General features: G+C 65.6%; 23 protein-coding genes and 3 pseudogenes. 9 read left to right on the top strand and 17 right to left on the bottom strand.

Going from position 1 to position 24,541, the window contains the following annotated elements:
• The first annotated feature begins 404 nt into the window (after window positions 1-404).
• Entirely contained in the window at window positions 405-1,172 is a 768-nt protein-coding gene (locus ACFIMZ_RS09280) for an isocitrate lyase/PEP mutase family protein (RefSeq protein ID WP_431822362.1), read from the top strand.
• Window positions 1,173-1,273: 101 nt separating this feature from the next.
• Window positions 1,274-1,966, top strand: a complete 693-nt coding sequence (locus tag ACFIMZ_RS09275) for an alpha-ketoglutarate-dependent dioxygenase AlkB (protein WP_431822361.1) — start codon at window positions 1,274-1,276, stop codon at window positions 1,964-1,966.
• 396 nt (window positions 1,967-2,362) lie between these two features.
• Here ACFIMZ_RS09275 and ACFIMZ_RS09270 read toward each other — a convergent pair whose 3' ends face one another.
• From ACFIMZ_RS09270 to ACFIMZ_RS09240, 7 genes and pseudogenes are all read right to left on the bottom strand, one after another.
• Window positions 2,363-3,715 (bottom strand): efflux transporter outer membrane subunit, encoded by a 1,353-nt coding sequence (locus ACFIMZ_RS09270; protein WP_431822360.1) that lies wholly within the window; start codon window positions 3,713-3,715, stop codon window positions 2,363-2,365.
• A 75-nt stretch (window positions 3,716-3,790) separates the two neighbouring features.
• Window positions 3,791-4,795: an efflux RND transporter periplasmic adaptor subunit gene (locus ACFIMZ_RS09265; RefSeq protein WP_431822359.1), complete on the bottom strand. Its 1,005-nt coding sequence runs from the start codon at window positions 4,793-4,795 to the stop codon at window positions 3,791-3,793.
• A 19-nt stretch (window positions 4,796-4,814) separates the two neighbouring features.
• On the bottom strand, window positions 4,815-5,558 hold the full coding sequence (locus tag ACFIMZ_RS09260) for an ABC transporter ATP-binding protein (RefSeq protein WP_431822358.1): 744 nt from the start codon (window positions 5,556-5,558) through the stop codon (window positions 4,815-4,817).
• A gap of 4 nt (window positions 5,559-5,562) precedes the next feature.
• Window positions 5,563-6,702 carry an ABC transporter permease gene (locus tag ACFIMZ_RS09255; RefSeq protein ID WP_431822357.1) on the bottom strand — a complete coding sequence of 380 codons (1,140 nt, stop codon included), beginning with the start codon at window positions 6,700-6,702 and terminating at the stop codon, window positions 5,563-5,565.
• A 73-nt stretch (window positions 6,703-6,775) separates the two neighbouring features.
• Entirely contained in the window at window positions 6,776-7,372 is a 597-nt protein-coding gene (locus ACFIMZ_RS09250; RefSeq protein ID WP_431822356.1) for a TetR/AcrR family transcriptional regulator, read from the bottom strand.
• Window positions 7,373-7,505: 133 nt separating this feature from the next.
• Window positions 7,506-7,590 (bottom strand): annotated as a pseudogene (locus tag ACFIMZ_RS09245) (IS6 family transposase); the annotation flags it as partial.
• A gap of 500 nt (window positions 7,591-8,090) precedes the next feature.
• Window positions 8,091-9,110, bottom strand: a complete 1,020-nt coding sequence (locus tag ACFIMZ_RS09240) for an aldo/keto reductase (protein WP_431822355.1) — start codon at window positions 9,108-9,110, stop codon at window positions 8,091-8,093.
• 283 nt (window positions 9,111-9,393) lie between these two features.
• Between ACFIMZ_RS09240 and ACFIMZ_RS09235 the strand changes: the two genes are divergently transcribed.
• Complete coding sequence (locus ACFIMZ_RS09235; protein ID WP_431822354.1) at window positions 9,394-9,735, top strand: DUF4148 domain-containing protein; 342 nt, start codon at window positions 9,394-9,396, stop codon at window positions 9,733-9,735.
• A 95-nt stretch (window positions 9,736-9,830) separates the two neighbouring features.
• Here the strand turns inward: ACFIMZ_RS09235 and ACFIMZ_RS09230 are convergent, their stop codons facing one another.
• Window positions 9,831-10,964 carry an AAA family ATPase gene (locus tag ACFIMZ_RS09230; protein ID WP_431822353.1) on the bottom strand — a complete coding sequence of 378 codons (1,134 nt, stop codon included), beginning with the start codon at window positions 10,962-10,964 and terminating at the stop codon, window positions 9,831-9,833.
• Window positions 10,965-11,030: 66 nt separating this feature from the next.
• Entirely contained in the window at window positions 11,031-11,906 is an 876-nt protein-coding gene (locus tag ACFIMZ_RS09225) for an RNA ligase family protein (protein ID WP_431822352.1), read from the bottom strand.
• Between the two features lie 718 nt (window positions 11,907-12,624).
• Here ACFIMZ_RS09225 and ACFIMZ_RS09220 point away from each other — a divergent pair.
• A complete protein-coding gene (locus ACFIMZ_RS09220; protein ID WP_431822351.1) occupies window positions 12,625-13,767 on the top strand; it encodes an RNA ligase RtcB family protein in 1,143 nt (380 codons plus the stop codon).
• Window positions 13,767-14,381, top strand: a complete 615-nt coding sequence (gene prfH / locus ACFIMZ_RS09215; protein WP_431822350.1) for a peptide chain release factor H — start codon at window positions 13,767-13,769, stop codon at window positions 14,379-14,381. The genes ACFIMZ_RS09220 and prfH overlap by 1 nt, the downstream gene beginning before the upstream one ends.
• Before the next feature lie 66 nt (window positions 14,382-14,447).
• Here the strand turns inward: prfH and ACFIMZ_RS09210 are convergent, their stop codons facing one another.
• The gene (locus tag ACFIMZ_RS09210; protein WP_431822349.1) at window positions 14,448-15,380 is read right to left on the bottom strand and encodes a LysR family transcriptional regulator; all 933 of its coding nucleotides are present in this window, start codon (window positions 15,378-15,380) and stop codon (window positions 14,448-14,450) included.
• 140 nt (window positions 15,381-15,520) lie between these two features.
• Here ACFIMZ_RS09210 and ACFIMZ_RS09205 point away from each other — a divergent pair.
• Both ACFIMZ_RS09205 and ACFIMZ_RS09200 read left to right on the top strand, forming a co-directional pair.
• Window positions 15,521-15,721, top strand: a pseudogene (locus ACFIMZ_RS09205) (CoA transferase); the annotation flags it as partial.
• Window positions 15,722-15,979: 258 nt separating this feature from the next.
• Window positions 15,980-17,428, top strand: coding sequence for an MFS transporter (locus tag ACFIMZ_RS09200; RefSeq protein WP_431822348.1), 1,449 nt, complete (start codon window positions 15,980-15,982; stop codon window positions 17,426-17,428).
• A 219-nt stretch (window positions 17,429-17,647) separates the two neighbouring features.
• On the opposite strand, the pseudogene ACFIMZ_RS09195 reads toward ACFIMZ_RS09200, so the two are convergent.
• Window positions 17,648-17,895: pseudogene (locus ACFIMZ_RS09195) on the bottom strand (IS3-like element ISBvi3 family transposase); the annotation flags it as partial.
• Between the two features lie 16 nt (window positions 17,896-17,911).
• Complete coding sequence (locus ACFIMZ_RS09190) at window positions 17,912-18,124, bottom strand: hypothetical protein (RefSeq protein WP_431822347.1); 213 nt, start codon at window positions 18,122-18,124, stop codon at window positions 17,912-17,914.
• A gap of 155 nt (window positions 18,125-18,279) precedes the next feature.
• On the opposite strand from ACFIMZ_RS09190, the gene ACFIMZ_RS09185 reads away from it, so the two are divergent.
• Entirely contained in the window at window positions 18,280-18,678 is a 399-nt protein-coding gene (locus tag ACFIMZ_RS09185) for a hypothetical protein (RefSeq protein WP_431822346.1), read from the top strand.
• A 439-nt stretch (window positions 18,679-19,117) separates the two neighbouring features.
• Here ACFIMZ_RS09185 and ACFIMZ_RS09180 read toward each other — a convergent pair whose 3' ends face one another.
• From ACFIMZ_RS09180 to ACFIMZ_RS09165, 4 genes are all read right to left on the bottom strand, one after another.
• Window positions 19,118-20,014, bottom strand: a complete 897-nt coding sequence (locus ACFIMZ_RS09180) for a LysR family transcriptional regulator (protein WP_431822345.1) — start codon at window positions 20,012-20,014, stop codon at window positions 19,118-19,120.
• A gap of 196 nt (window positions 20,015-20,210) precedes the next feature.
• Window positions 20,211-20,594, bottom strand: coding sequence for a VOC family protein (locus ACFIMZ_RS09175; RefSeq protein WP_431822344.1), 384 nt, complete (start codon window positions 20,592-20,594; stop codon window positions 20,211-20,213).
• 31 nt (window positions 20,595-20,625) lie between these two features.
• Entirely contained in the window at window positions 20,626-21,603 is a 978-nt protein-coding gene (locus ACFIMZ_RS09170; RefSeq protein WP_431822343.1) for a hydroxymethylglutaryl-CoA lyase, read from the bottom strand.
• A gap of 24 nt (window positions 21,604-21,627) precedes the next feature.
• The gene (locus ACFIMZ_RS09165) at window positions 21,628-22,818 is read right to left on the bottom strand and encodes a CaiB/BaiF CoA transferase family protein (RefSeq protein ID WP_431822342.1); all 1,191 of its coding nucleotides are present in this window, start codon (window positions 22,816-22,818) and stop codon (window positions 21,628-21,630) included.
• A 279-nt stretch (window positions 22,819-23,097) separates the two neighbouring features.
• Here ACFIMZ_RS09165 and ACFIMZ_RS09160 point away from each other — a divergent pair, with 279 nt between their 5' ends.
• Window positions 23,098-24,072 carry a D-2-hydroxyacid dehydrogenase gene (locus ACFIMZ_RS09160; protein WP_431822341.1) on the top strand — a complete coding sequence of 325 codons (975 nt, stop codon included), beginning with the start codon at window positions 23,098-23,100 and terminating at the stop codon, window positions 24,070-24,072.
• Window positions 24,073-24,207: 135 nt separating this feature from the next.
• Here ACFIMZ_RS09160 and ACFIMZ_RS09155 read toward each other — a convergent pair whose 3' ends face one another.
• Window positions 24,208-24,420 carry a hypothetical protein gene (locus tag ACFIMZ_RS09155; RefSeq protein WP_431822463.1) on the bottom strand — a complete coding sequence of 71 codons (213 nt, stop codon included), beginning with the start codon at window positions 24,418-24,420 and terminating at the stop codon, window positions 24,208-24,210.
• Between the last annotated feature and the right edge of the window lie 121 nt (window positions 24,421-24,541).

Here is a 24,541-nt window from a genome sequence, read left to right as displayed (position 1 = left end):
AGCGGGACAAGGTCCCACAAGGCTGCGGAGGCGGATTGCTGGTCCGGTGCGAGAGGCCTGATGACCAGCAACGTCCTGTTCGGAACCCGGTCCAAGCGGGACGACCACAATCCTGACTCGCCCAGGTCGATGCTGCTGGCCCAGTCGTTGCCGGCGCGCTCGAGCATTACAACGAGAAGCATCCCCATAGGGCGCTGAAATACCGCTCGACTCGCGAGTTCCGGCGCTCGATGGATTCAGCAACCTTAGTGTGACGCTGTGTCCGGAACTACAGGGTCAACTCCAGCCGGGTCGGGGCCAGCAGCAGTCAGCGGCACTGATTCGTTTTGGAGAGCAAGAAACGGAGTGCCGGGCGATGCCAGTCGCCTTAGCCTTCCTTCCGTAGTCAACCACGGGAGAAAGACATGACCGACTCTACCGCCAAGCGTGCGGCCTTTCGCGAGCTGCATGACAGTTTCTTCGTATTGCCGAACGCCTCCACTGCCGGAGAGGCAAAGGCGCTCGAAAGGGCCGGATTCAAGGCCATAGCGTCGACCAGCCACGGTTTGTCGCTTTTGCTCGGCAAGGGTGACCTGACGGCAAGTGTTGACGAGACGATCGCCAATCTGCGCGATCTCGTCGCCGCCACCCGCCTGCCGGTCAACGCCGACTTCGAGGCGGGCTTCGCGGATGATGTCGCCGGTGTCGGCCGCAATGTACGCAGGGCCGCCGAGACCGGCATCGCCGCCCTGTCCATCGAGGATCGCAAGGGCAATGAGCTCTACGACATTCCGGTTGCTGTCGAGCGACTCAAGGCCGCACGTGAAGCGATCAATGCCGTTGATCCCTCCATCATGCTGGTCGGGCGCACCGAAGGCTTCCTGCTCGGCAATACCGATATCGATGCCACTGTGAAACGCCTTAAGGCGTATTCGCAGGCGGGTGCGGACGTGCTTTACGCACCCGGCACCTCCAAGCCGGAGGATATCGAGGCCATCGTGAAGGCGGTCGCACCCAAGCCTGTCAACGTAATCCTCGTCAGCCCCAACATGCAAGCCGCAGACTTCGAGAAACTCGGCGTGCGGCGTGTCAGTGTGGGCGGGTTTCTAGCGACAGCCGCCTGGTCCGGTTTTGAGAATGCGATGCAATCGCTCGTCGAGAAAGGATCGCTGCCAGCGGCAAGCTTCGGCTAAAAGCTCCGCGTGTGGATGCGATGCGGCGCGCTTGCTGTCAGGCGCACCGTATCGCACCGGGCAACAGCATGGAAAAATCGTCCCGAGGCGCCGGGGGCTGTATGGCAGCCGTTCGTATCCACCGAATGGTCGATTTGCACGATGAATACTCTCACACACCGAATCCGATGCATGCTCAGAGTGAGTTGTTTGGAAGCAGCAACGCCCATTTCACAATCGATGCGTCTTTTCGAACGGCAAGACGTTTCGCTCTCGACGCTCATTCCTGGGTGGAAGTCGTGCCCGGCTGGATTTCGGGAGCTTCCGTGCTCTATGAGCAGTTGCGCAACAATGTTCCGTGGTGCGAGCACGATCGACGAATATTCAATAAAGTTGTTCGCGAGCCACGCATGACAGCGGTCTATCAAAATATTGGCGACGTGCCGGAGCAAACCCTCCTACAAGCCGTTCACGCGCTCTCAAGTCACTACGGCGTGGCTTACGACGGCTTATGGATGAACCTCTATCGCAACGGGCAGGACAGTACCGGTTGGCACCGCGACCATCGCTCCTGTCGGAAGCTGGACTGCATCGTACCCGTCTTGACGCTCGGGACTACCCGCCGGTTCCTGATCAAGCCGATAAAAGGCGGTCGTTCCATTGCCTTTAAACCCTCTGCTGGCGACCTTGTGGTGATGGGAGGGCGATCCCAACAGGACTGGGTGCACTGTGTGCCCAAGGACCCAGCCATCGAGGAGGCGCGAATCAGCGTCAATTTCATGAGTTCGGCGCAAGGCTTGCCGGACCGCCAGTGAACCTTATGAGCATTGCGCCAGTCGAGTGAACGAAAGTATGTTTCGCCGACTGGCGACAGAGGATGCCTTCGCGGTTGATCGAAGGGTTTCCGACACAAGCAACCGGCCAATCGGTGAGCTTCGCCGAGGCGCATCCGGGGCGCTGGTACGCTCGGACTGCCAAAGCAACTTTGCCCGTCACATGAGCACCCAACCCACCGACGTACCTGCAAACGCCACTCCAATGATGCATAGGTCTTTTCGCCTTATGTGACAAGACCTCGATTAGAAAGCTACGCCAAGACCTGCTCCCGGTTCTTTTCAGGGTCGGCCGGTTGAATCCGCCACCCACTTCGGCCATTCGACACAACTAGAACTCAATGACGGCGTCTGAGTGTCGAGCGGTCATCCGGGCATTCATAGCCCCGCCGGCTGTTCAGGCGGATCTTGCCAGCCACCACCGAGCGCGCGATAGAGCGAAACGGCGCTCACTGCGGCGTCGGTCTGGGCCTGAACCAGGTCGCGCTGCGTGTCGAGCAGTTGGGTGTGGGCGTCGAGGACGGACAGAAAGTCTGCCTCGCCTGCCTCGTACAAGGCCTGCGCGAGCGTTGACGAACGCCGCGCCGAGTCGACAGCAAGCGTCAGGCGCACACCGCGCTCCCGTTGCGCACGCACATCGGTGTAGGCTGATTCGACGTCCTGCAACGCATTGAGCAGCGCCTGATCGAACGCGTATTCCGCCTCGCGCAGTGCTGCGCCGTGTGCGGCGATGTTCGCGTGAATGCGCCCTGCGTTGAAAAGCGGCCAAAATATCCCCAGCCCGAGATTGAACAGGTGGTCCGTTACCGGCGGCATGCCGCGATAGGTAAGGCGATCGATCGACCCGCCGAAGGACAGCGTGAATTTGGGCAGCAGATCGGCTTTCGCGGAGCCCAGACTGGCTGCGGCCGCGTCGATACGGCGCGCGGCCCCGCGCAGATCCGGGCGTCGTTCCAGTACATCGCCCGGCGCGCTGCGCGGCAGCGGGGGCGACACCGGCGGGATCGCCCCCGCGTCGAGCAGCGTGCGTTCGATCGATTCCGGCGGGTCCCCGCTGAGCACGGCCAGCGTGCCCAGATGATCGTCGATCTGCTGCTGCACCCCGGGCACTGCGGCCTGGGCCTGCTGAAGCTGTGTTTGCGCCCGGGCCACGTCGAGGTCCGTGGCCAGGCCGGCCCGATAGCGCACTTGCGTCAAATGCAGTGTGTCTGCACGCACCGAGATGTTTTCGTCGAGGATTGCGCGCTGGCGTTGCAATCCGCGCAACTGCATATAAGCAGTTGCGACGTTCGCCATCAGCGCGACCTCGAAATCGCGCCGCGCCTCATCCGTCGCTTCGGCCTGCGCGGTCGCGGCGAGCGCGGCGAGCTGGTTACCGCCAAAGATGTCGACGACCCAAGTTCCACTCACGCCACCACCCGCATCGGACGCGATCCCTACGGGCGGGGGCAGGTGCGATCGTTGTCGGCTCGCGTTTGCGCCGACGTCCAGTTCGGGAAACAGGTTGCTGCGGGCGATGGTGCTTTGCGCGCGCGCCTCTCGTGTGCGCTCGATGGCGGCTTTCAGATCGTAGTTGTGCACCAGCGCCTTGTCGAGGAGCGCGCGCAGTGGCGCGTCCGCGAAGTTGTCCCACCACTGCGCGAGGGCGACAGTATCGTCGCTGGCGTTCGACGCACGCCATGCGGACGGCAAGCGCGACGTCGCGGCAGCAACGGATTCATTCTTCGGCATGCTGACGCAACCACAGAGCGCAAGCAGCGCGAAAACGGCTACTAGCCTTGGCGAAGTCACGGCGCGCTCCCCTGGTCAATTAAAGGCGCGGTCCCCCGCGGACGCCGTGGAGGTGCCGGTGCCCGTCGGACGGATCGGCATCGCCGGCGCATCGATATACACGTCCATCAGTTCGCCGTCGTAGACGATCTCGGTGCCGACGATGCGGTAAATCACCTGCAGCACTCGCGTGTCAATCCGCTCGGCGGTATCGCCAGACAGGTTGCGTTTCGGTATCAGGCGCGGCTCGAGCCGGACGAATTCCAGCGGGATGCGGCGGGTGGCGTCGCCACGCGGCGACGCATAGGCGCTCCGGTCCGGCGCGAAACGGGGCGCGTCCTCTTCGGCCACGTCGACGCGCACATGCATGGTCGATGTGTCCCCCATGACCACAAGCGGAGACGGGGCTGGCACTGTCGCGTATTCGCCGGGACGAATGTTGACCTTGAGAATCTGACCGTTGATCGGCGCAACCACCACCCGCCGCGTGAGGTCGCTGTGGGTCTCGGCCAGCGCCGCCGTGGCGCGCGCCAGCGCGGCGCGGCTTGCCGCAAGCTGTGCCTTGGCGGCATCCACTGCGATTCGGCGGCGCTGCAGGTCCTCCTCGCGTATCGCGCGGCGGTCGCTGACGCTTTCGATCAACGTCAGCTGGACGCGTGCATCCGCCAGTGCCGCTTCGCCGACCGCCATCGCGGCCCGCGCGTTGGTCACCTCTGCCTCGCGCACCGCGATTTGCGCGGCAAGCTCGCGGCTGTCCTGCTCCCATAGCACGTCTCCGGCTCGAACATGCTGCTGCGCCCTGACCCGTACCGCGATCACTTGTCCGGGCACGACTGGCGCCACGCCGATGTCCTCAGACTTCGGTTCGACCAGGCCCTCGGCGCCGATCGAGCGCGCGAAGCTGCTTGCCGGGGGCGCGGCCGGTGGCGAGGTGTGCTGTTTTCCCTGAATGTTCTTTGCCACCAGAACGCCGCCGCAGACGAACGACACGATCGCCACACTGGAAAGAATCATTTTCAGGCTGGGTATGCGCAGGGACATGGCGAGCTCCTGACGGGCTTTACTGCATCGAGTCGGGAATTCCTGGCGGCCGGACGCCGGTGGTCCCGTTGCCGTTAGCGCGGCGCACGATGCGACCGTCCTCCATATAGGTGATCGAGTGTGCGAACTCGAAAATGCGGTTGTCGTGGGTGACGATCACCACGGCCCGGTCGGGGGAGATCGCCACGCCGTGCAGCAGCTCCATGACGGCGTGGCCGGATTCGGCGTCGAGTGACGCGGTGGGCTCGTCGCACACGATCACGCGCGGTTCGTTGATCAGCGCCCGCGCGATGGCGACACGCTGCAACTGACCGCCCGACAGCTCGACCGGCATCGCGTCGGCGCGCGCACCGAGCCCAAGCTTCTCCAGCAATGCACGGCCGCGCGCTGTGGCGGCACGGCGCGGCACCCCTGCAGCGAAGAGCGGCACCGCGGCGTTCTCCGCGGCGGTCAACGCCGGCAGCAGGTTGTACTGCTGAAATATGAAGCCGATGTTTTGCAGCCTGAACGAATTTGCCCGCGCCCCGCGCAGCGCATGCAACGCTTCACCGAGGATCTCCACGGTGCCGGCAGTCGCGTCAAGTAGTCCCGTGAGGACCATCAGCAGCGTGGTCTTGCCGCAGCCACTCTGTCCGACCAGCATGCTGATCTCGCCAAGCGGAACATCCCAGTCGACGCCGCGCAGCGCACGCACGGCGGTCTCGCCGGTTCCAAACACCTTCTCGATCTGGCGACAACGCACCGCGTATTCTGGCGTACTCATGGATTCAGGCCCGGAACACGATGGCAGGCTCGAGCAGCAACACCTTGCGGATGCTGAGCAGGCTCGCGAGGATGACGACCACGAAGATGACCACACCGACGCCCACTGCGCTCTGCCACATCAGAATGATTCCGCGCGTCGCGGTCTGGTGCAGGGTCACTTCGAAAAACGCCGCACACAACCCCAGGCCCAGCCCGTACCCGATGGCCGCCACAATCAGTGCCTGCAGGACGATCAGCCCGACCAGGCGCCGGTTGGACACGCCGATCGCCTTGAGCGCTCCGAATTGGCGCAGATTTTCGATCGTGAAAATGTAAAACGTCTGGCCGGCGACGACCGTGCCCACGATGAGCGCAATGCTGATCGTGATGCCGAAGTTGACCGGTATGCCGGTATTTCTCAGGTAGTAATGCATTGTCTGCCAGAAGAAGCCGTCTTGTGTCGCGGCGCTCAGGCCGGTCGCCCGGCTGATGCGCTCGGCGAGCTGCTCGGGGCTGACGCCCGGCTTCGGTGCGGCCAGCACGACGGACAGATATCGGCTCTCGCGCCCGATCAGCTGAACCGCGAGGCTGTAGCGCGCGTAGATGACAGGGAAGGTGGTAAAGGGTGCGCCGGCATCGGAAATCGCGCCGATGATCACGCGATGGTCATTCATCTCGAGCGTGCGACCAAGCTGCAACGGCTGCCCGGGAAAGAAGAAGCCATAACCGGCCTTGTCGATCACGATCGTGTCGGGCTGCCGTAGCGCCTCCATCGAGCCGAGCACGATTTTGCGCACTGCCCCGGTCAGCGTCGCGTCGTCCACGCCCATCAGCACGCACTGCCGGAACGTACCGTCGGCCGCCTTGGCACGGGCCGAGCCTTTGTACAGGGGCACCGCCCAGCTGACGGCGTCGACACCGCGCACGCGGAACAGCTGATTGTCGGTCATCGGCGCAATCTCGTCGGCGTACGGCGTCTTCGGGTCCATGACCCAGACCGGGGCGTCGGCGACATCCAGGATCTGGCTGCCGGTGCGCGCCATGATGCCGGCAAAGATTGAGGTCTGGTTCATCAGCAGAAACGACGCGAATGCGAGCGAAAAGACGAGCCCGAACAACTTCGCGCGATCTCCGAATAACATTTGCACGGCGACGTATTTCATGATGGCGTGACCTGAAATATGACGAATGTCATATTTTTTTACTAACTAGTAAAGGCCGTTACAGATGAATGGGTCAGTCCCGGGAAAAATTCGCGAAGAAAAATTTACGGGCTGCCGCGAGCAAAGCGTCGCTTCTGGTCCGGTTGACGAGCACGCGGGACACCATTAGCACTCCAGACATCGCGGAGAGCATCAAGCCCGCTTTCTGCAATTGCTCGCTGGCGCTCTGGCCTGGCAGGTAGGGTGCAATCCGGTCAATCATCCGGGTCGCGCTCGCGGTGAAATCCTGACGGGTCTTCCGGTCTCGACGCGCGACCTCGCTTGCCAGCGCAGCCATCATGCAGCCCGCTTCGGGATGATCGCGATGCCAGGGGCTGAGGTACGCGTCGATGAACGTCTGCAACCGCTCTTCCGGTGCAGCGGCGCTTACATGCTCGAGGAACCACCCGGTCGTGGCTTCGAACCCGTCGCGACTGGCTTCTGCGAGCAGCGCGTCCTTGTCGGAGAAGTGGAAATAGAACCCGCCTTGCGTCAGGCCAGCGCGCTGCATGATGTCACGCACGCCGACGCCGTTGATGCCGCGTTCGCGATAAGCCGCTGCGGCCGCGCTGACAATCTTGCGGCGCGTCCTTTCGCTCTTGGCTTCCGGAATTTCGCGCCGATTCTTCATGACAATGCCCCGCTGTGTGTCGCTTCAATACTAGGACAAGAAGGAAATATTACAAGCGACCGATTTTAATCACGGCGGGTTGTATCAGGTCGTGGCGCCGCTTGCTCGTGCACACGTGGTTTGACGCGCAGTGGAGCAGGATGTCGAGTTCGGCGCCAGGTTCGTTCGACCGCACGCCACATGAGGTACGGCTCGCCGCGCAGCGTCACGAACATCTCCCCAGGTACCTTCGGTGGTAATCGAGCGCAGCGTGCAACCTAAAACGGAATTCGCTTTGCGTTGGATACCAATCGAACGACCGCATTCTGGAGAGGAACCGACGTTTGATCGGCCGACCTCCGGGGGAGGCGAACGACTCTTCATGGCCGTATCCGGACCGATGATGCGGGGTGGGTTTGCTCAGGCGCCAACCCGATGCACGGAAGTGCGGACATCGACCCCAGGCTGACGCTCCCAATTCGCTGTCATACCGGCACCAGGACAGTCGTCGGGACGAGCATTCGTAACAACGTAGGCCAGTCGCACCAACTCCGTCGCCCAGCCGCACAACTGTGGCGTCAGTCGCACTTACTCTGGCGCCCCACGGCCGGGGCCGCCGTCACGCGACGTGTTGCCGATCCGGCTCGTCCGGCGCGAGTCGACCGGGGACGCGAGCGCGGATTGACGGCACCGGCATCGCAATGCTTGCGGATGCCGGTGCGGTTTCATCGCGCCGGGCTTAACGGTCGATCGGCAGCGGCGCATCGGCCGCGACGAGGCCCTGCTCGCGCATCTCGTGCCAGAAGTCGGCCGGAATGTCCGCCTTCAGCGCCGCCTGGTCTTCCGCGATCCGCTCCGGACGGCTCGCGCCCGGAATGACTGCCGCGGTCGCCGGATGCGCGAGCACGAATTGCAGCGCGGCCGCCTTGATCGGCACGCCATGACGCTCGGCGATCGCCTTGATCCGTTCGACCTTGGCCAGGATCTCGGGCGGGGCCTTCTGATATTCGAAATGCGTGCCGCCTGCGAGCACGCCGGAACTGTAAGGACCACCAACGACGATCCCGACTTCGTTGGCCGCGGCCGCCGGCATCAGGCGTTGCAGCGCGCGCTCGTGGTCGAGCAGCGTGTAGCGTCCCGCCAGCAGGAAACCGTCCGGCTTCGCCTCGGCGAGATCCAGGGTCAGTTCGCACGGCTCGACGCGATTCACGCCGAGGCCCCATGCCTTGATCACCCCTTCCTCGCGCAGCCGCGTCAGCACGCGGAACGCGCCTTTGCGCGCGATCTCGAACTGCGCGAGCCATTCGTCGCCGTAGATGTCCTGCGCGACGTCATGCACCCAGACGATGTCGAGTCGGTCGGTACGAAGGCGCTTCAGGCTGTCTTCGATCGAGCGCAGCGTCGCGTCGGCCGAGTAGTCGCTGACGAGGCGATTGGGCCGGCCATGCTCGAAAATCCCGCTTTTCTCGCCGTAATCGCGCAGCTTCGCGTCTTCGAGCTCGTCGAGGACGAGCCGGCCGACTTTCGTGCTGATCACATAGTCGTCGCGCGAATGGCCGGCCAGCGCTTCGCCGAGGCGCAGCTCGGCAAGACCTGCGCCGTATGACGGCGCCGTGTCGAACAGGCGAATGCCGTGCTGCCATGCGGCTTCGATGGTGGCCGCGGCTTCCTCGTCGGGAATGTTGCGGAACATGTTGCCGAGCGGCGCTGCGCCGAAACCCAACGCATTGCCGGCGGACAGCTTGTCTTTGAGACTCATGAATTTCTCCAGGCGTGACACAACGTGAGCCGAGTCTACGTAGGCCGCACCGGGGTGTCCAAGACCGGATTCGACAAACTTGAGTCGCCGAAGGTCTCATATGCCCGACAGGGTTGTCGTTGTTGGCGCGTAGCCGGCGGCGCCCGACTCTTGAATAAAGATCAAATTTCAATTCACGCAGAGCCGGTTTTTCCGCGGCGACGGGAATCCTATATTGGCATCACTCGCAGCGACATCGACGTCGATGTCATTGCCCCTGATTCAACCGGCACAGGTGCCCATCATGAAATCGTTCGTCTTCTCGACTGTCGCCGCGCTGGCTCTTGCCGCGCCCGTCCTCTCGTTCGCCCAGCAGGCCGATCACGCGTTGTCTCGCGCCGAGGTCAAGGCGGAACTCGCTCGCCTCGCGGCCGTCGGATACCACCCGACCCTGGCCCAAACGCCCTATCCGGACGATGTTCAGTCTGCGCTTCGGCGAGTCAACGCGCAGCCGGTCGCTCAAAGCAGCGCAACCGAAGCGCCGGAACCTGCCACGACGGATTTCGGGAGCGACGCCCGCGCCGCAACCGAATCCGGCCGCCCCGCGATTCCCGACAGCCACAACGCGCTCTATCGCGGTCATTGATGCCAGTCGATGCGCGCGAGACGGCCTGCCCCCGGCTCGCGCCATCCGCACCAACGCGCTGTGGCGCCCTCTTGCGACGCGTGGCCGTCGTCGCGTCAGCAGCCGTAGATCACCGCGTGCGCTTCGGTCGGCAACGGCAGATCCCAGCGCAGCAGCATCCCTTCGAGCGTCCGGTTCGACAGCGACGTGTCGCGCCGGGCGTTGCGGCGCAGCAGCGTCGCGCGCGGCTGCTCCAGATAGACGAGCGTGACTTCCGCGTGGTACGCGAACAGCAGGTCCAGCGTCTTCTTGCGCATCAGCGCGGAAAGATTCGTCGCGTTCCAGACGAACGGCCTGCCGTCGCGCAGCAGCGCCTTCGCGCTGTCGATCGCGCGATGCGCGACGCGCCCCTCGTTCTGGCCGTGGCGCAATCCGAGCGCCTCGCGCGCATCGTCGAACGAAACGACCGGCAGGTCCGGGTGGTGTTGCGCGACCCACGTGTTCTTGCCCGACGCCGGCAGCCCCGACATGACGATGACCTTCGAGCCGGGAGCCTGGAACAACGGGTAGTCCGGATGCACGTCCGCGCCGCGGAAGTAGCTGACCGCCGTGTGCGCATCGGCAAACGCGCGCGGCCGGCCGTAGCAGCCCTCCTCCCTCGCAAGCTCCCGGAACAGCTCGATGTCGTCGAGCACGCGGGGCGCGTCGTCGCAGATGCGGCCGCGCATGTCGGCCTCCGCGAGCAGGCACAGCAGCGGAAGGCTCACCTGCCACGACAGCTCGCGCGCGAGGAATTCGGGCGATCCCCGGCGCGCCCCGCGGATCGCGAAGAACGGCACCTGGTGGACGCCGATGAGGCGGCAGATCGCCTCGCGGGTGTCGAACGGCACGCCCGCGTCCCACAACGCGATCCGCGCGTCGATCGCGCCCTTGCGCGAATGCCCGGGATGGCCGATCGCGCCGGTTTCGGGATCGATCGTCGTCGTGCTGTACTTCGCGATGTCGTGCAGCAGCGCAGCCAGGAACACGATTTCCTGATCGGCACGTGACGCGGCCTGATATTCCGGCAGCGCGAGCAGCGCGTCCACGACCATCGTCGTATGCGTCCAGACGTCGCCTTCGCCGTGATGCGCCGGCTCCTGCGGCGTCGTCTTCGCATGCTCGAGCGCCGGAAAGGCCGCCAGGCACGCTTGATAATCCGGCGCTTGGCCGGGCGCAGGCACCAGCGCCTGCAACTGTTCGTATTTCATATTCGTTCCTCTTTCGAGCGGCGGCGCGGATGTGTCGTATTGCTTTCCTGCGCCCCGCGGCATTCATCAGCGGCTGGCCGCGTTGTCCGGCGCGCCGAGCGTCGCCCACGTGACGGCCGGCTGCGGCGCATACAGGTCCACGCCGGGCGCCAGCAGGTTCGGGATGAACGGCTGCTCCGAGTGATGACGGTCCGATTCGATGATCGCCTGCACGAAGTCGCGGCGGACCCATTTCAGGCGTCCGGTCGTCGCGTCGCCGGCTTCGATCTTCACGTAGAGCCCTTCCGACAGGTCCGACTTGTCGCATTGCCGCCACGCGCGTGCGAGATCGAGGCCCTGACGGTGCACGGTCTGCTCGAACGCCCGCCGCCAGTCCGGCGTCTTCGCGAGCGACGGCTTGAGCAGCGCCTTCAGGTCCGCCAGCCTGGTCGGCGCGATTCCTTCGTACAGGACCGGCACCGACAGCACCGGGCCGCCCGCGAGCAACGCGCGGCGGGCCGGCGTCGACAGGAACCGGCCGGTGACGCGGTCCAGCACGTCGAATTCGAAGAAGTGATGCGGCAGCGCGTCGTAGAAGACCGCGTGCTTCTTGCTCATCGTCTCGCCGTACATCACGTAGCGATCGCCAAGCCGTTCGAGCAGCCAGTCCGCGTGCGCGGACGCCCACGCCTTCACGAAGCTGAACTGGCGTTCGCGGCCGCCGCCGGCCAGGTAGTGGCCGCGCGACTGCAGCAGCAGTTCACCGGCAGCGCTGAAACTGATGCCCGTGTTCGCGCCGTCGAGTTTCTCCTCGACGACGATATGAGTGCCCGCGAGGGCGCGATACGGAATGTGGGCGTCGCCCTCGTCTCCGTCCTGCAACCGCGAGCCTTCGAGATGCGGCGTGCGGGGATAACGGGCGAGGTCGAGCGATTGCGCGTAGGCGCGGAAATCCAGCGTCATGGTCTTTCTCCAGCAAGGTGGGAAGAGCCGACGACGTGAACGAACGATATGAAAAGCGTTGCGGTGTGCGGTGCGTTCCCGGACGCGGACCTGCGCGATGCGTCTCCGGCTCGCGTGAGCGAATGACGGAAACGGGCAGGACGGCGCGCGACCAGGACGACAGTCGTCGGCGTATCAGGCGAATTGACGAATGACTACGGGCACTTGGATCACCGGTTCGATGAGGGTTGAGGGGCAAAGCAGGCGGATGCTACGAAAGGCGTTCGACATTGTCAAGCGATTGCGGCGAACCGGATGCCGCATCGCAAATGCTCAGGAATCCTGCCTGCATGCGCAATGCCGCATGGAACGGAAATGCGGCCGACCGGAACCACCGCTGTCGCATTCGTGCCAACATGCAACACCGCCCTCTTGCGAATTCCGTTCACGCCATGCTAGAGTCGCCGCCATTCCGATCACCCACTCACCGCAAGGAGAAAAAAACATGACGTCACGCCAGCTCTCCTCCCGTCGCGGGTCGTAGTTCGGGTTCATCGCGTCCGTTCGTTTCATCGTTCACGCATCGCAGTCGATTGCATCGTCGTTCCGGCGATGCGGCGGGTCGTCCTGACCCGGTTCAGTCTGCCGTTCTCCCGACATCCGATGTCAGGCAGTGCATTTGCGCGCGCTGCCCGTGCCATGGCCCGCCGTTCCCTTTCTGCATTGAACGGACTATTTCATGGGCAATTCCCTGCAATATCTGGCGCACGGCGTCACGCTGTGCGCATCCGCCGACACCTGGATCGAAGGTGAGGCGATCCGGCAGCTGCAACTGGCTGCCACCCTTCCCGGCATGCGGCGCGTCGCCGGCATGCCGGACCTTCACCCCGGGCGCGGCTATCCGGTCGGCGCCGCGTTCTTCTCGACGGGCTGCCTGTATCCGGCGCTGATCGGCGGCGACATCGGCTGCGGGATGGCGCTGTGGCAAACCGCGCTCGACGCGCGGCGCGCGAGCGCGGTGCGGCTCGTCGGCCAGCTCGGCTCGATCGACGCGCGTCTCGACGACAGCTGGCAAGCGTCGATCGCCGACGCCGGACTGGCCGGCCACGCGTTCGCCGCGTCGCTCGGCACGATCGGCAGCGGCAATCACTTCGCGGAACTGCAGAAGCTCGACACCGTGTACGACGCCGAGGCCGTGCAGGCGCTCGGCCTCGATCGCGGCCGGCTGCAGCTGCTCGTGCACAGCGGCTCGCGCGGCTTCGGCCAGTCGATCCTCGAGCGGCACATGGCCGCGCACGGCTACAACGGCCTCGACGACACGCGCGCCGAGTGCGCGGACTACCTGCGGCGTCACGACGAAGCGCTGCGCTACGCGGTCGCCAATCGTGACCTGATCGCGCGCCGCATGCTCGCGCGGTGGCGCAGCAGCGGCCAGCGCATTCTCGACGTCAACCACAACCTGGTCAGCCGCGCCATCGTCGACGGCGTGCCGGGCTGGCTGCATCGCAAGGGCGCGACGCCCGCCGACGCGGGGCCGGTCGTGATCCCGGGCTCGCGCGGCGACTACAGCTATCTCGTCGAGCCGTTGCCACGCGACGACGCGGCGACCCTCGCTTCGCTCGCGCACGGCGCCGGGCGCAAGTGGTCGCGCGCCGACTGCAAGGGCCGGCTCGAACGACGCTTCGCGCCGTGGCAGCTGATCCGCACGCGGCTCGGCAGCCAGGTCGTCTGCGAGAATCGCGAGCTGCTGTACGAGGAGGCGCCGCAGGCGTACAAGCCGATCGACAGCGTCGTGGACGCGCTCGAAGCGGCGGGCCTGCTGCGCAAGCTCGCGCGGCTCGCGCCGGTGCTGACCTACAAGACGTCCGGGGAGTGTTGCTGATGCTGCTCCAGATTTCTTCCTCACACGGCCCGGCGGAGTGCCAGCTCGCCGCGGCGAAGGCGCTGCAGCGCCTGCAGGTCGAAGCCGACGCGAGCCGCGTCGCGCTGACGGTGCTGGACGTGCAACCGGGCGAGCGCCCGGGCACGGTGCGCTCCGTGCTGCTGGATCTCGACGGGGCCGACGCAGCCGCGCTCGCGAACCGCTGGACCGGCACGCTGCAGTGGATCTGCGCGAGCCCTTACCGGCTGCGTCATCCGCGCAAGAACTGGTTCGTCGGCGTCACCCGCTGCGCCGACGCGCCGCCGTTGCCGGACGGCGCGGTGAAGTTCGAAGCGATGCGTGCGCGCGGCCCCGGCGGGCAGCACGTCAACAAGACCAGCTCGGCGATTCGTGCGACCCATCTCGCGACCGGCACGTCGGTCCGGGTCGAAAGCGAACGCAGCCAGCACGCGAACAAGCGGCTGGCGCTGCAGCTGCTCCACGCGCGCCTGCAGGAGCAGGCCGACCGGCAGGCCGGGCACGCGCGCGAGCAGCGCCGCATGCAGCATTTCGCGCTGGAACGCGGCAATCCGGTGCGGGTGTTTCATGGCGTCGCGTTCACGCCGTCGGGCTGAGCGCGCGCGCTTTCAGCTGCATGGTTCGACGCCGGCCGCGCATGCGGTCGGCGCGCATCGCGCCCCTCACCTCGACGTGCCGCCGTCACCCGCCTCGTCACCTCCGGCCACCGGTTGCGGCGCCGTCAACGTCTCCAGCAGCCGATCCCGAAACGGATTCGGCGTGCTCGCGACGCGCGGCACGCACACGCGCAGGTCGCGGCGCGCCCACATCTCCGACAGCTTCAGCACGACGACATTGGCAGGCGTGCCGTCGGCGAGCGCCGAGCGCGCGACGATGCCGATCCCCGCGCCCGACGCGACGAGCTTCACGATCGCCGCGTAGCTCGACACCTGCACCCGCACGTCCAGCAGCCCGCCGAGCGCACCCGCATGCCCCATCAGGAACGTATGCAGCGCCGCGCCCGTCTGCAGGCTGATGAACGGCCGCCCGAGACACGCGGCGAACGCAATCTCCGCACGATTCGCGAGATCGCTGTCGTGCGGTGCGACGACGACGAGCTCGTCCTGCCGGTACGGATGGAACGCGAGATCCGGGTGGTCGGCTTCGAGCGCCACCACGCCGATATCGGCGCGGCCCGCGGCGACGGCGGCGACGATGTCGTGGCTCGTGCGCTCCTCGAGCGAGATCCGCACGTTCGGGTAGCGCGCGAAGAAGCGGCCGAGATCGTCGGGCAGGTGCGAATGGATCGCGTTGTTGTTCGCGAAGCACGTCACGTGGCCGACGAGCCCGTGCGCGAACGGCGCGAGATCCGCGTTCATCTGCTCGAGCTGCGCGAGGCAGCGGCGCGCGTGCTCCATCACGATGCGCCCGGCGGGCGTCGGCGCGACGCCGCGCGCCAGCCGTTCGAGCAGCGGCGCGCCGACCGCCTCCTCCAGCCCCTTGATGCGCAGGCTCACCGACGACGGCGCGAGATGGCAGCGCTCGGCGCCGCGCGTGAGGTTGCCCTCATCCGCGACGGCCAGGAAAACCGCGAGATCCGTCAATTCGTAACGCATGAGCCGTGTCCGGAACGATCTGCGCCGATTGTGCGACCGTCATTCGGATTTGGCAAACGGTCCGTTTGAAATTTCCCGGTGTATGCCGAACCGGTGCGGAACGATACTGCGCCCAGTTCCGCACTGTTCTGGAGATGCGAATGAATCAACCCGATCACCCTCTGTCCCCGCCGCCACTCGCCGGCCTCACCGTCGTCGCGATCGAGCAGGCGCTCGCGGCGCCGCTGTGCACCTGCCGCCTCGCGGACATGGGCGCGCGCGTGATCAAGATCGAGCGCCCGGACGGCGATTTCGCGCGCGGCTACGACGCGGCCGCGAACGGGCAATCGTCACCTGCGACATCTCCGGCTACGGGACGGGCGCCCTCGCCAGCCTTTCTCGCCGGGAAAGGACGCTTGAGGCTTGCTCAATTTTCGTGCGCGCCGAAATCGCCCACTATGTGCCGGACGATCGGCGCATCCCGGACGCCGGCGCCTCCCGGCGCCGCGTGCCGCACCGGGCGGCCTGCCCGCTCACGTGCTCCGATCGCGCGGCCGCCGCCCCGTCGGCCGCGAACAGCCCGGCCCCGCGCCGCGGCAAATCGATAATCAGGAGACGCGATGAACAGCCAATCCCTCGACCTGGGCGGCGACGCCGGCCTGCCCGCGTCGCCCGCCCGTGCCGCCGATGCAGCCGCGGCGCGCGGCGCCGCCCGCGACGTCACGCTGGGCGATTTCATGGACGACCTGCCGGTCGGCGCGCTGCACCGGTTCGTCGTGTGGGTGATCGGCGTCGGGCTGTTCTTCGACATGTACGAGATTTTTCTCGTCAGCACGATCGGCGCCGCGCTGCAGCACGAATACGGGCTGAACCCGCAGAGCGGCGATTTCAAGCTGCTGCTCGCGTCGGCGTTCATCGGCATGTTCTTCGGCGCGATGTGCCTCGGCAGCCTGGCCGACCGCATCGGCCGGCGCAAGGCTTTCCTGCTGACCCTCACCTGGTACAGCGCGTTCTCGCTGATCGGAGCGTTCTCGGTCAACGCCGACATGCTCGTGATCTGCCGCTTCCTGACCGGCATCGGCGTCGGCGCGATCTATCCGGTCGCGGACAGCTTCCTGTCGGAAATCCTGCCGAAGGCGCGCCGCGGCCGGCTCGCCGCATGGGCGTACACGACTTCGTACGTCGCCGTGCCGCTCGTCGGCTTTCTCGCGGTATGGCTCAATCCGCTGCACGTCGGCGGCGTGGCCGGCTGGCGCATCATTCTCGCGATCGGCAGCCTCGGCGCCGTGTACGTGCTGTTCGTCCAGCGCCGCCTGCCGGAAAGCCCGCGCTGGCTGCTGGCCCAGGGGCGCGCAGACGAGGCCCATGCGACGCTGCGCCGCTTCGCCGACAGCGCCGGCGCAAGCACGCCGGCGCGCTTCGCGACGACCGCGGAGCCGCAGCGGCCGCTCGCGCTGCGCGAGCGCATCGCGCTGCTGCGCCGCCAGCCGTATGACAAGCGCTACCTGATGCTGGCGATCTTCCACCTGTTCCAGGGCTTCGGTTATTACGGCTTCGGCACGCTCGCAGGCGCGGTGGTCAAGAGCCGCGGCTTCGACGTGACCAACAGCACGCTGTTCATCGCGCTGTCGTTCGTCGGCTATCCGATCGGCTCGCTGCTGTCGATTCCACTGCTCAACTGGATCGAGCGCCGCACGCTGGTGATCGGGTCGATTCTGTCGATCGCGGTGTTCGGCCTTGGTTTCGCGTACTCGGGGAACACCGCGCTGATCGTCTGCTTCGGCGTGTTGACCACCTGCGCATCGAACGTGTTCAGCAACGCGTACCACGTTTATCAGGCGGAGATCTTCCCCGCCCGCGTGCGCTCGACCGCGATCGGCAGCACTTATGCGCTGTCGCGCATCGTCAGCGGGGTGCTGCCGTTCATTCTGCTGCCGGTGCTTGCCCAGTACGGTGCTGGTGCGATGTTTGGAGTGATCTCGGTCGCGCTCGGGATCGTTGCCGTTACGTTACGCGTGCTTGGGCCGCTGACTACGCGGCGGAGTCAGGATGAGATCAATCCGGTGTAATCCAGATGTGATCTGGAGGCGCTCTGCGGTGCGGAGGTACGCGTCGTTCGAGCGTCCTTTTTGGGGCTCTTCGCGGATTTGATCCTGCCTCGCTTCCACGTACTTTCGTAGTGAGTCTGATAGATTCTCTCGAACTTCAATGTCTTGAAGAAGCACGCCATCGGCGCGTTGTCCCACGCGTTGGCACGCCGGCTCATCGAGACGTTCATCTTGAACGCCGCGGCCAGTTTCCGGTACGCGCCACTGGCAATAGCCGCTGCGCGACACACCCGGAACCCGGCAAAGTCGGCCGGCGCTGTAGCGGTCGCGATGCTGATCGATCCACGCATACTTCATCGCGCCCCCTTCGCGAAGTATGCCGTTGCCTTTCGAAGGATCTCGATGGCCAGTTTCGCGCTGGCCAGTTCCTTACGCAGACGACTGTTCTCGGCCTCCAAATCGCTGACCGCGCGTCTGGGCGATGGGGCAGCGATCGTCATGCCATCAGATGTCGCGGCGGCTTCGGTACGACGCCGCCGAACCCAACAATGCCGGGCCGGCAACGAGCCGGAACGTCAGCTGCTCGCTGCCGACCAACACCTTCGCGATACCAATCAGTCCGCCCATGATGATCAACTCCAGAATCGTCTTTTCGTGATCTTGCATCCCACCCCCATTGAAAATAGAAAAGCCGCCCGAGTTGCCTCGATGCGGCATCCGAAATACTCAACAAAAGGCTCTGGCGTATTAATTTATTGATCAATCACCATAAAAATAAGTCCCATCAATCGACAAAATTGCACCACAACATCGATACGCACCTTGACTGGCGGTTTACATTCAAAAAATCAAGACCTACCATCGAAACACCAATGCGGATCGGCGAAGTATTTTCACGCAGCAAATATATCGATCGCATTGACTCGATTCGCCATCAATATGGCGAACTTTCCATTACGCACATACTGGAGAAAATAATGACTCGAATCGTCTGGGGCAGCATCGACGCAAACGGGGGCGTTCTCAATGGCAGCGGAGATTTCACGGTCGAGCGTGTCGATAACGGCAAATACACAGTCGCCTTCAACCCTGGATTCTCGAAACTCCCCGGGGTCGTTGCCTCTCAAAACAACTTCGACCAAACAAATCAAAGCAATATGGATGGAGTTGCAATTCCATTCGTCAACGTTAACTTCTGCCAGCTCAATACCGGCGACGACCAACACCACCTCCAAAACAGGAGCTTTGCCTTTATCGCAATTGGAGACTAGAAGTCCCTAATAATTGACGAGCCGGCTCTTGCCTGAGGATTCGCCATAACCTGATTGGCGAATGCGCGGTACACACTCGAGTAAGGGCCGGAGCACACGGAAAAGCACATCGAACGCGTAGCCAACTCTTCTTGAAATCGTCTTGCAGAGAAATTGCGAATCGTTTGCTGAGCACTACCGAGGCGTTGGAACGATCAGGTCGACCTTCCTTGTCGGCTTCTTGCCGAACGCCGACGCTCTGCCCCGGGTTCCCCAGTAAAATCTTCCATCGTGTCGTGAATGACCGGGTGCGGTCGAACAGAATTCGCCGGCCGGCATCGTCGCTCCCGACAACGACCGGCCGGACCCGCAAATACCCGCCACAGCCCCGCTCCCCGGCTCGTGTGCCACGTTGTATGGTGGCGACGTTCCAAGCGCGACCGCCCCACCGCCCGCCTTCTCACCGCGCCGACATAAAATCAAACAGCTTCGCAATATCGTTCGTCAACACGCTTCCCGCCTTCACCCCGACCCACAGCGTGCGCGTCGCCCACGCGTCATCGAGCTTCACGACACACAGCCGCGACCCCGCTCGCTCGGTCGTCACCGCGTCGCGCGGCAGAATACCGATCCCAAGCCCGGCCTCGATCATCCGGCTGACCCCGTCGAAATTCGACACCTGAATCCGCAACTTCAACGACCGCTCGACCGCGAACGCCGCGTCGGTCATCCGCGCGAGCAGCGAGCTGCCGTCGCTGAGCCCGACGTAATCCTCGTCCAGCGTGTCGGCAAAACGAACCGTCCCGCGCTCAGAGAAACGGTGGCCGCGCGGCACCAGCAGCACGAGTTCGTCGCGCCGGTACAGCCGGCGCTCGATGCCCGGCGCCGGCACGTTGTCGGCGAACACGCCGAGATCGGCCTTGCCCGATGAAAGCGCGTCGACGATCTCGTGGCTCAGTCTCTCCTCGAGGCTGACCTTGATGCCCGGATTGGACGTGAGAAAACCGGCAAGATCGACCGGCAGGAACTGGACGATCGCGGACGTGTTCGCCCACACGCGGATATGACCGCGCACGCCCGCGACGTAATCGCTCATCTCGTGCGCCATCCGGTTCACCTGGTCGATGACCTTCGCCGCATGGTCGAGCAGCGCGCGGCCGGCGGGCGTCAGCTCGACGCCTCGCGCGTGCCGGATGAACAGCGCGCTGCCGGTCACGCTCTCGAGCTCCGCGATGCGCTTGCTGACGGCGGACAGCGTGAGCTGGCCGTGCTCGGCCGCCTTCGTCAGGCTGCCGTGCTCCGCGACCAGCACGAAGACCCGCAGCGACTGCAGGTCGAAATGAAGCGGATTCACCATGTCGTGTTGCGTGTTTGCCGGGAATGGGAGGGCGGCGCGATGCGCAGCGTGACCGATTGTGCGTCAACCGGCCGTGCGGCGAAAGTGCGGAAAGCCCGGTCGCTGCGGGACCGGGCGCGGATCGCAGGGAGAAGATCCGACGGAGAGGATCAGGCGCGCGAGACGGCCCGATCGTCAGGTACGGCGCGAGCGCGCGTCAGATCAGCTCTGAAATCTCGATCAGGTTCAGGTCGGGATCGCGCACATAGACGGAGCGAATCTTCTGCGTCGCGCCGGTGCGCTCGACCGGCCCTTCGACGATCGGCCAGTTCATCCGCGTCAGGTGCGCGATCACGTCGTCGAGCGGCACCGACGCGATGAAGCACAGGTCGAGCGCGCCCGGCGCCGGCAGGTGCGCCTTCGGCTCGAACTCCGCGCCGCGCACGTGCAGGTTGATCTTCTGGTTGCCGAAGCGGAACGCGATGCGTCCCGCGCCGAAGGTCTCGAGCCGCATCTGCAGCACGTCGACATAGAAAATCTTCGTCGCGTCGGGATCGACGCAGGTCAGCACGAGGTGGTCGAGATGATCGATCAGCGCCATGTTGTTCTCCTTGTGATGAAAATCGAAAGCGTCACGCGCACGCCCGCTGCGCCGGCATGCCGTCCGCCGTCGACGCGGGCGCGGGATGCAGGTCCGAACGGCGCCCGGCCTTCAGGATCTGGCTCGGCACGTCATGCCCGAGCAGCGCCGGCAGGCGCGCGGCCGCGGCGAGCGTCGCCGCGAGGTCGACGCCCGTCTCGTAGCCATCGAGTTCGAGCATGTGCACGAGTTCCTCGGTGCACACGTTGCCGGTCGCGCCGGGCGCGTACGGGCAGCCGCCGAGGCCGCCGAGCGACGCGTCGAATCGGACGATGCCGGCGTCGAGCGCCGCGAGCGTGTTCGCGAGCGCCATCCCGCGCGTGTTGTGGAAATGCAGCGTGAGCGCGAACGCGCCGAAGCGGTCGGCCGCGCGTTCGCACAGCTCGCGCACCTGCGACGGATACGCCATGCCGGTCGTGTCGCACAGCGTGAAACCGTGCACGCCGAGATCCGCGAAGCGCTGCATCCATGCGAGCACCGCTTCGGCCGGCACGTCGCCTTCCATCGGGCAGCCCATCGCGGTCGACAGCGACACGTTGATCGCCACGCCCACGCCCGCGCCGCGTACCGCGTCGATCACGTCGCGCAGCTGCGCGAACGACTGCTCGCGCGTCATCCGCAGGTTGGCCCGGTTGTGGGTCTCGCTGACCGACATCACCAGATTCACTTCGTCGACGCGGCACGACAGCGCGCGCTCGGCGCCGCGCACGTTCGGCACCAGCGCCGTGTAGACGACGCCCGGCGCGCGCGCGATGCCGTGCATCACCGCCTCCGCGTCGCGCAGCGCCGGAATCGCCTTCGGCGACGTGAACGACGTCACCTCGATCTTCGCGTAGCCGCATGCGCTCAGCGCGTCGACGAGCGCGATCTTGTCGTCGGTGTCGACGAAGCGCGTCTCGTTCTGGAAACCGTCGCGCGTCGCGACTTCGTTGATGTAGAGCCTGGCGTGCCGTTTGCCTGTCATCGTCATGTCGTCCGTGAAAGCGGTGAAAGTTCAGATCACGCCGCGCGCGCGCCAGTCGTCGCGCGTCGTCGCATCGATGCCGAGCGAGTCGAGCACCGCGTCGGTGCCCTCGCCGAGCGTGGGCGCCGAGCGCGTGATGCGCCCGGGCGTCGCGCCGAGCTTCGGCACGATGCCCGGCACGCGCACCGGCGTGCCGTCCGGCAGCGTGTCGTCGACGATCATCCCGCGCGCGTGGTAATGCGGATCGGCCGCGATGTCGGCAACGTCGTAGATCCGGCCGGCCGGAATCCGCGCTTCGTTCAGCGCGGCCAGCACGTCGTCGCGGTCCTGAAGGGCCGTCCATGCACCGATCGCCGCGTCGATGCGCTCGACCTGCGCGACGCGGCCGTCGTTGTGCGCGAGCGCGGGATCGTTGCCGAGATCGGGCCGCCCGACCAGCGCCATCAGCCGCCGGAAGATGCTGTCGCCGTTGCCCGCGATCAGCGCGTAGCGGCCGTCGCGGCACCGGTACGCATTGGTCGGCGCGACGCCGGGCAGGCTGCTGCCGGCCGCCTCGCGCACCGCGCCGAACACCGCGTATTCGGGCAGCAGGCTTTCCATCATGTTGAACACGGACTCATACAGCGCGACGTCGACGACCTGCCCCTTGCCGCCCTGCTGCTCGCGATGCCGCAGCGCGAGCAGCACGCCGATCAGCCCGTGCAGCCCCGACAGCGAATCGCCGAGCGACACGCCGACGCGCACCGGCGTGCGCCCCGGCTCGCCGGTCAGGTGCCGCAGGCCGCCCATCGCCTCGGCGATCACGCCGAAGCCCGGCCGGTCGCGATACGGCCCGGTCTGTCCATAGCCCGACACGCGCAGCATGATCAGCCCGGGATTGATCGCCGAGAGCACGTCCCAGCCGAGCCCCCAGCCTTCGAGCGTGCCGGGCCGGAAGTTCTCGATCAGCACGTCGGCATCGGCGACGAGCCGGCGGATCACGTCCTGGCCTTCCGGCGTGCGCAGGTCGAGCGTCAGCGACGTCTTGTTGCGCGATTGCGCGGCCCACCAGACCGACGTGCCGTCGTGCAGCATCCGCCATTTGCGCAGCGGGTCGCCGGTGCCGGGCGGCTCCACCTTGATCACGTCCGCGCCGAACTCGGCGAGCATCCGGCCCGCGAACGGCCCGGCGATCAGCTGCCCGAGTTCCAGCACGCGAATGCCGTCCAGCGGTCTCGTCATGACTGTCTCCGATGAGGTCGTGTTGTCGATGACGGCGATCATGACCGGGATCGCGCGGCCCGAAAATCGATCGATGCTCAAGCAGGCTTGCCGGAATGGAAAGGCTCGCGGGGCGCAATGCGCCATCGTGCTGAACGGACGGACGGTCGCGACTTTCCCCGCGGGAAAGCGCACTGGCGCAACGATCAAATCACGCGGATGCGCGGCGCGCACAATCGTGCGCTTCCCGCGTCCTCTCTTTCCTCCGGACGCATGTCACCGACACCGACAGGCCCGACCATGCCCCATGCCCCCGTGAACATCGTCTTCCTCGATCGCGCGACGCTGTCGCCGCGCACCGTGCTGAAGCCGTTGCCGTTTCCGCACGCGCTGCACGCGTTCGAGCGCACCGCGCCAGCCGACGTGGCAGATCGCATCGGCGAGGCGGACGTCGTGATCGTCAACAAGGTCCGGCTCGACGCGGCAGCGCTCGCCGGCGCAAAGCGCCTGCGGCTCGTCGCGATCGCCGCAACCGGCACCGACAACGTCGACCTCGCCGCGTGCGCAGCGCACGGCATCGTCGTGAGCAACATCCGCGGCTACGCGGTGCGCACCGTGCCGGAACACACGTTCGCGCTGATCTTCGCGTTGCGCCGCAGCCTCGTCGCGTATCGCGACGCGGTGCGCGCGGGCCGCTGGCTCGACAGCGGCCAGTTCTGCTTCTTCGATTTTCCGATCCGGGATCTGGCGGGCTCGACGCTCGGCATCGTCGGCGACGGCGCGCTCGGGCGCGCGGTGGCGGGCATCGCGCATGCGCTCGGCATGCGCGTGCGGTTCGCCGCGCACGGTGGCCAGGCCGATCCGCAAGCGGGCTACGCGCCGCTCGACACGCTGCTGCGCGACAGCGACATCCTGTCGCTGCACTGCCCGCTCACGCCCGCGACCCGGCATCTGATCGATGCGGCCGCGTTCGCGCGGATGGCGCGCCGGCCGCTCTTGATCAACACCGCGCGCGGCGGGCTCGTCGACGAGTCGGCGCTCGTCGATGCATTGCAGTCGGGGCGGATTTCAGGCGCGGGCTTCGACGTGGTCAGCGAGGAGCCGCTGCCGGCCGCGCATCCGTTCCAGGCGATCCTGTCGCATCCGGGGTTCATCCTCACCCCGCATGTCGCGTGGGCGAGCGACGAAGCCGTGCAGGCGCTCGCGGATCAACTGGTGGACAACGTCGCCGCGTTTGTCGACGGCGCGCCGCGCAACGTCGTGACCGCGGATTGAGCGGTACGACACAGGCTCAGGCTCAGGAGATCGGGGACTGGAGGATCTGGCGCCCGGAACGGCGCCGGAGAGGAAACTTCTGATGCAACGCGCGCCGGGTTCGGCGACCCGCACGCGGGCATCACGCGACCCGGTTCAATACGCGGACATTTCGGCGCAGGGATCGACCTTGCTCGGCGAGCAGATCACCGAGTACTTGGCGCTTTCGCGCATCAGGGCTTCGCCCTGGCGGAGCGCATCCTTGATTTCGGGATGCTGCGCGTAGGCGAGGAATGCAGAACACACGACCGCGGACATGCAGACCAGCGAAAATGCAATTCTTTCAAGGGCTTGTAAACGTTCAGGCATGATTCGACCTTTCTTCGAGGTCGACATTATATCTCAAATAAGGGTTTTCCCTAGGGCGCGACGGGATGTGCGTGGGTGACCGCCGTTAATCTTTGCTTAAGTGCGGATCGTCAAAGATGGG

It is taken from the genome of Burkholderia sp. F1 (assembly GCF_050813845.1).
GTDB lineage: Bacteria > Pseudomonadota > Gammaproteobacteria > Burkholderiales > Burkholderiaceae > Burkholderia > Burkholderia ubonensis.
Note: the sequence above shows the minus strand (reverse complement) of the source record. Positions and strands in the feature narration are given on the sequence as shown.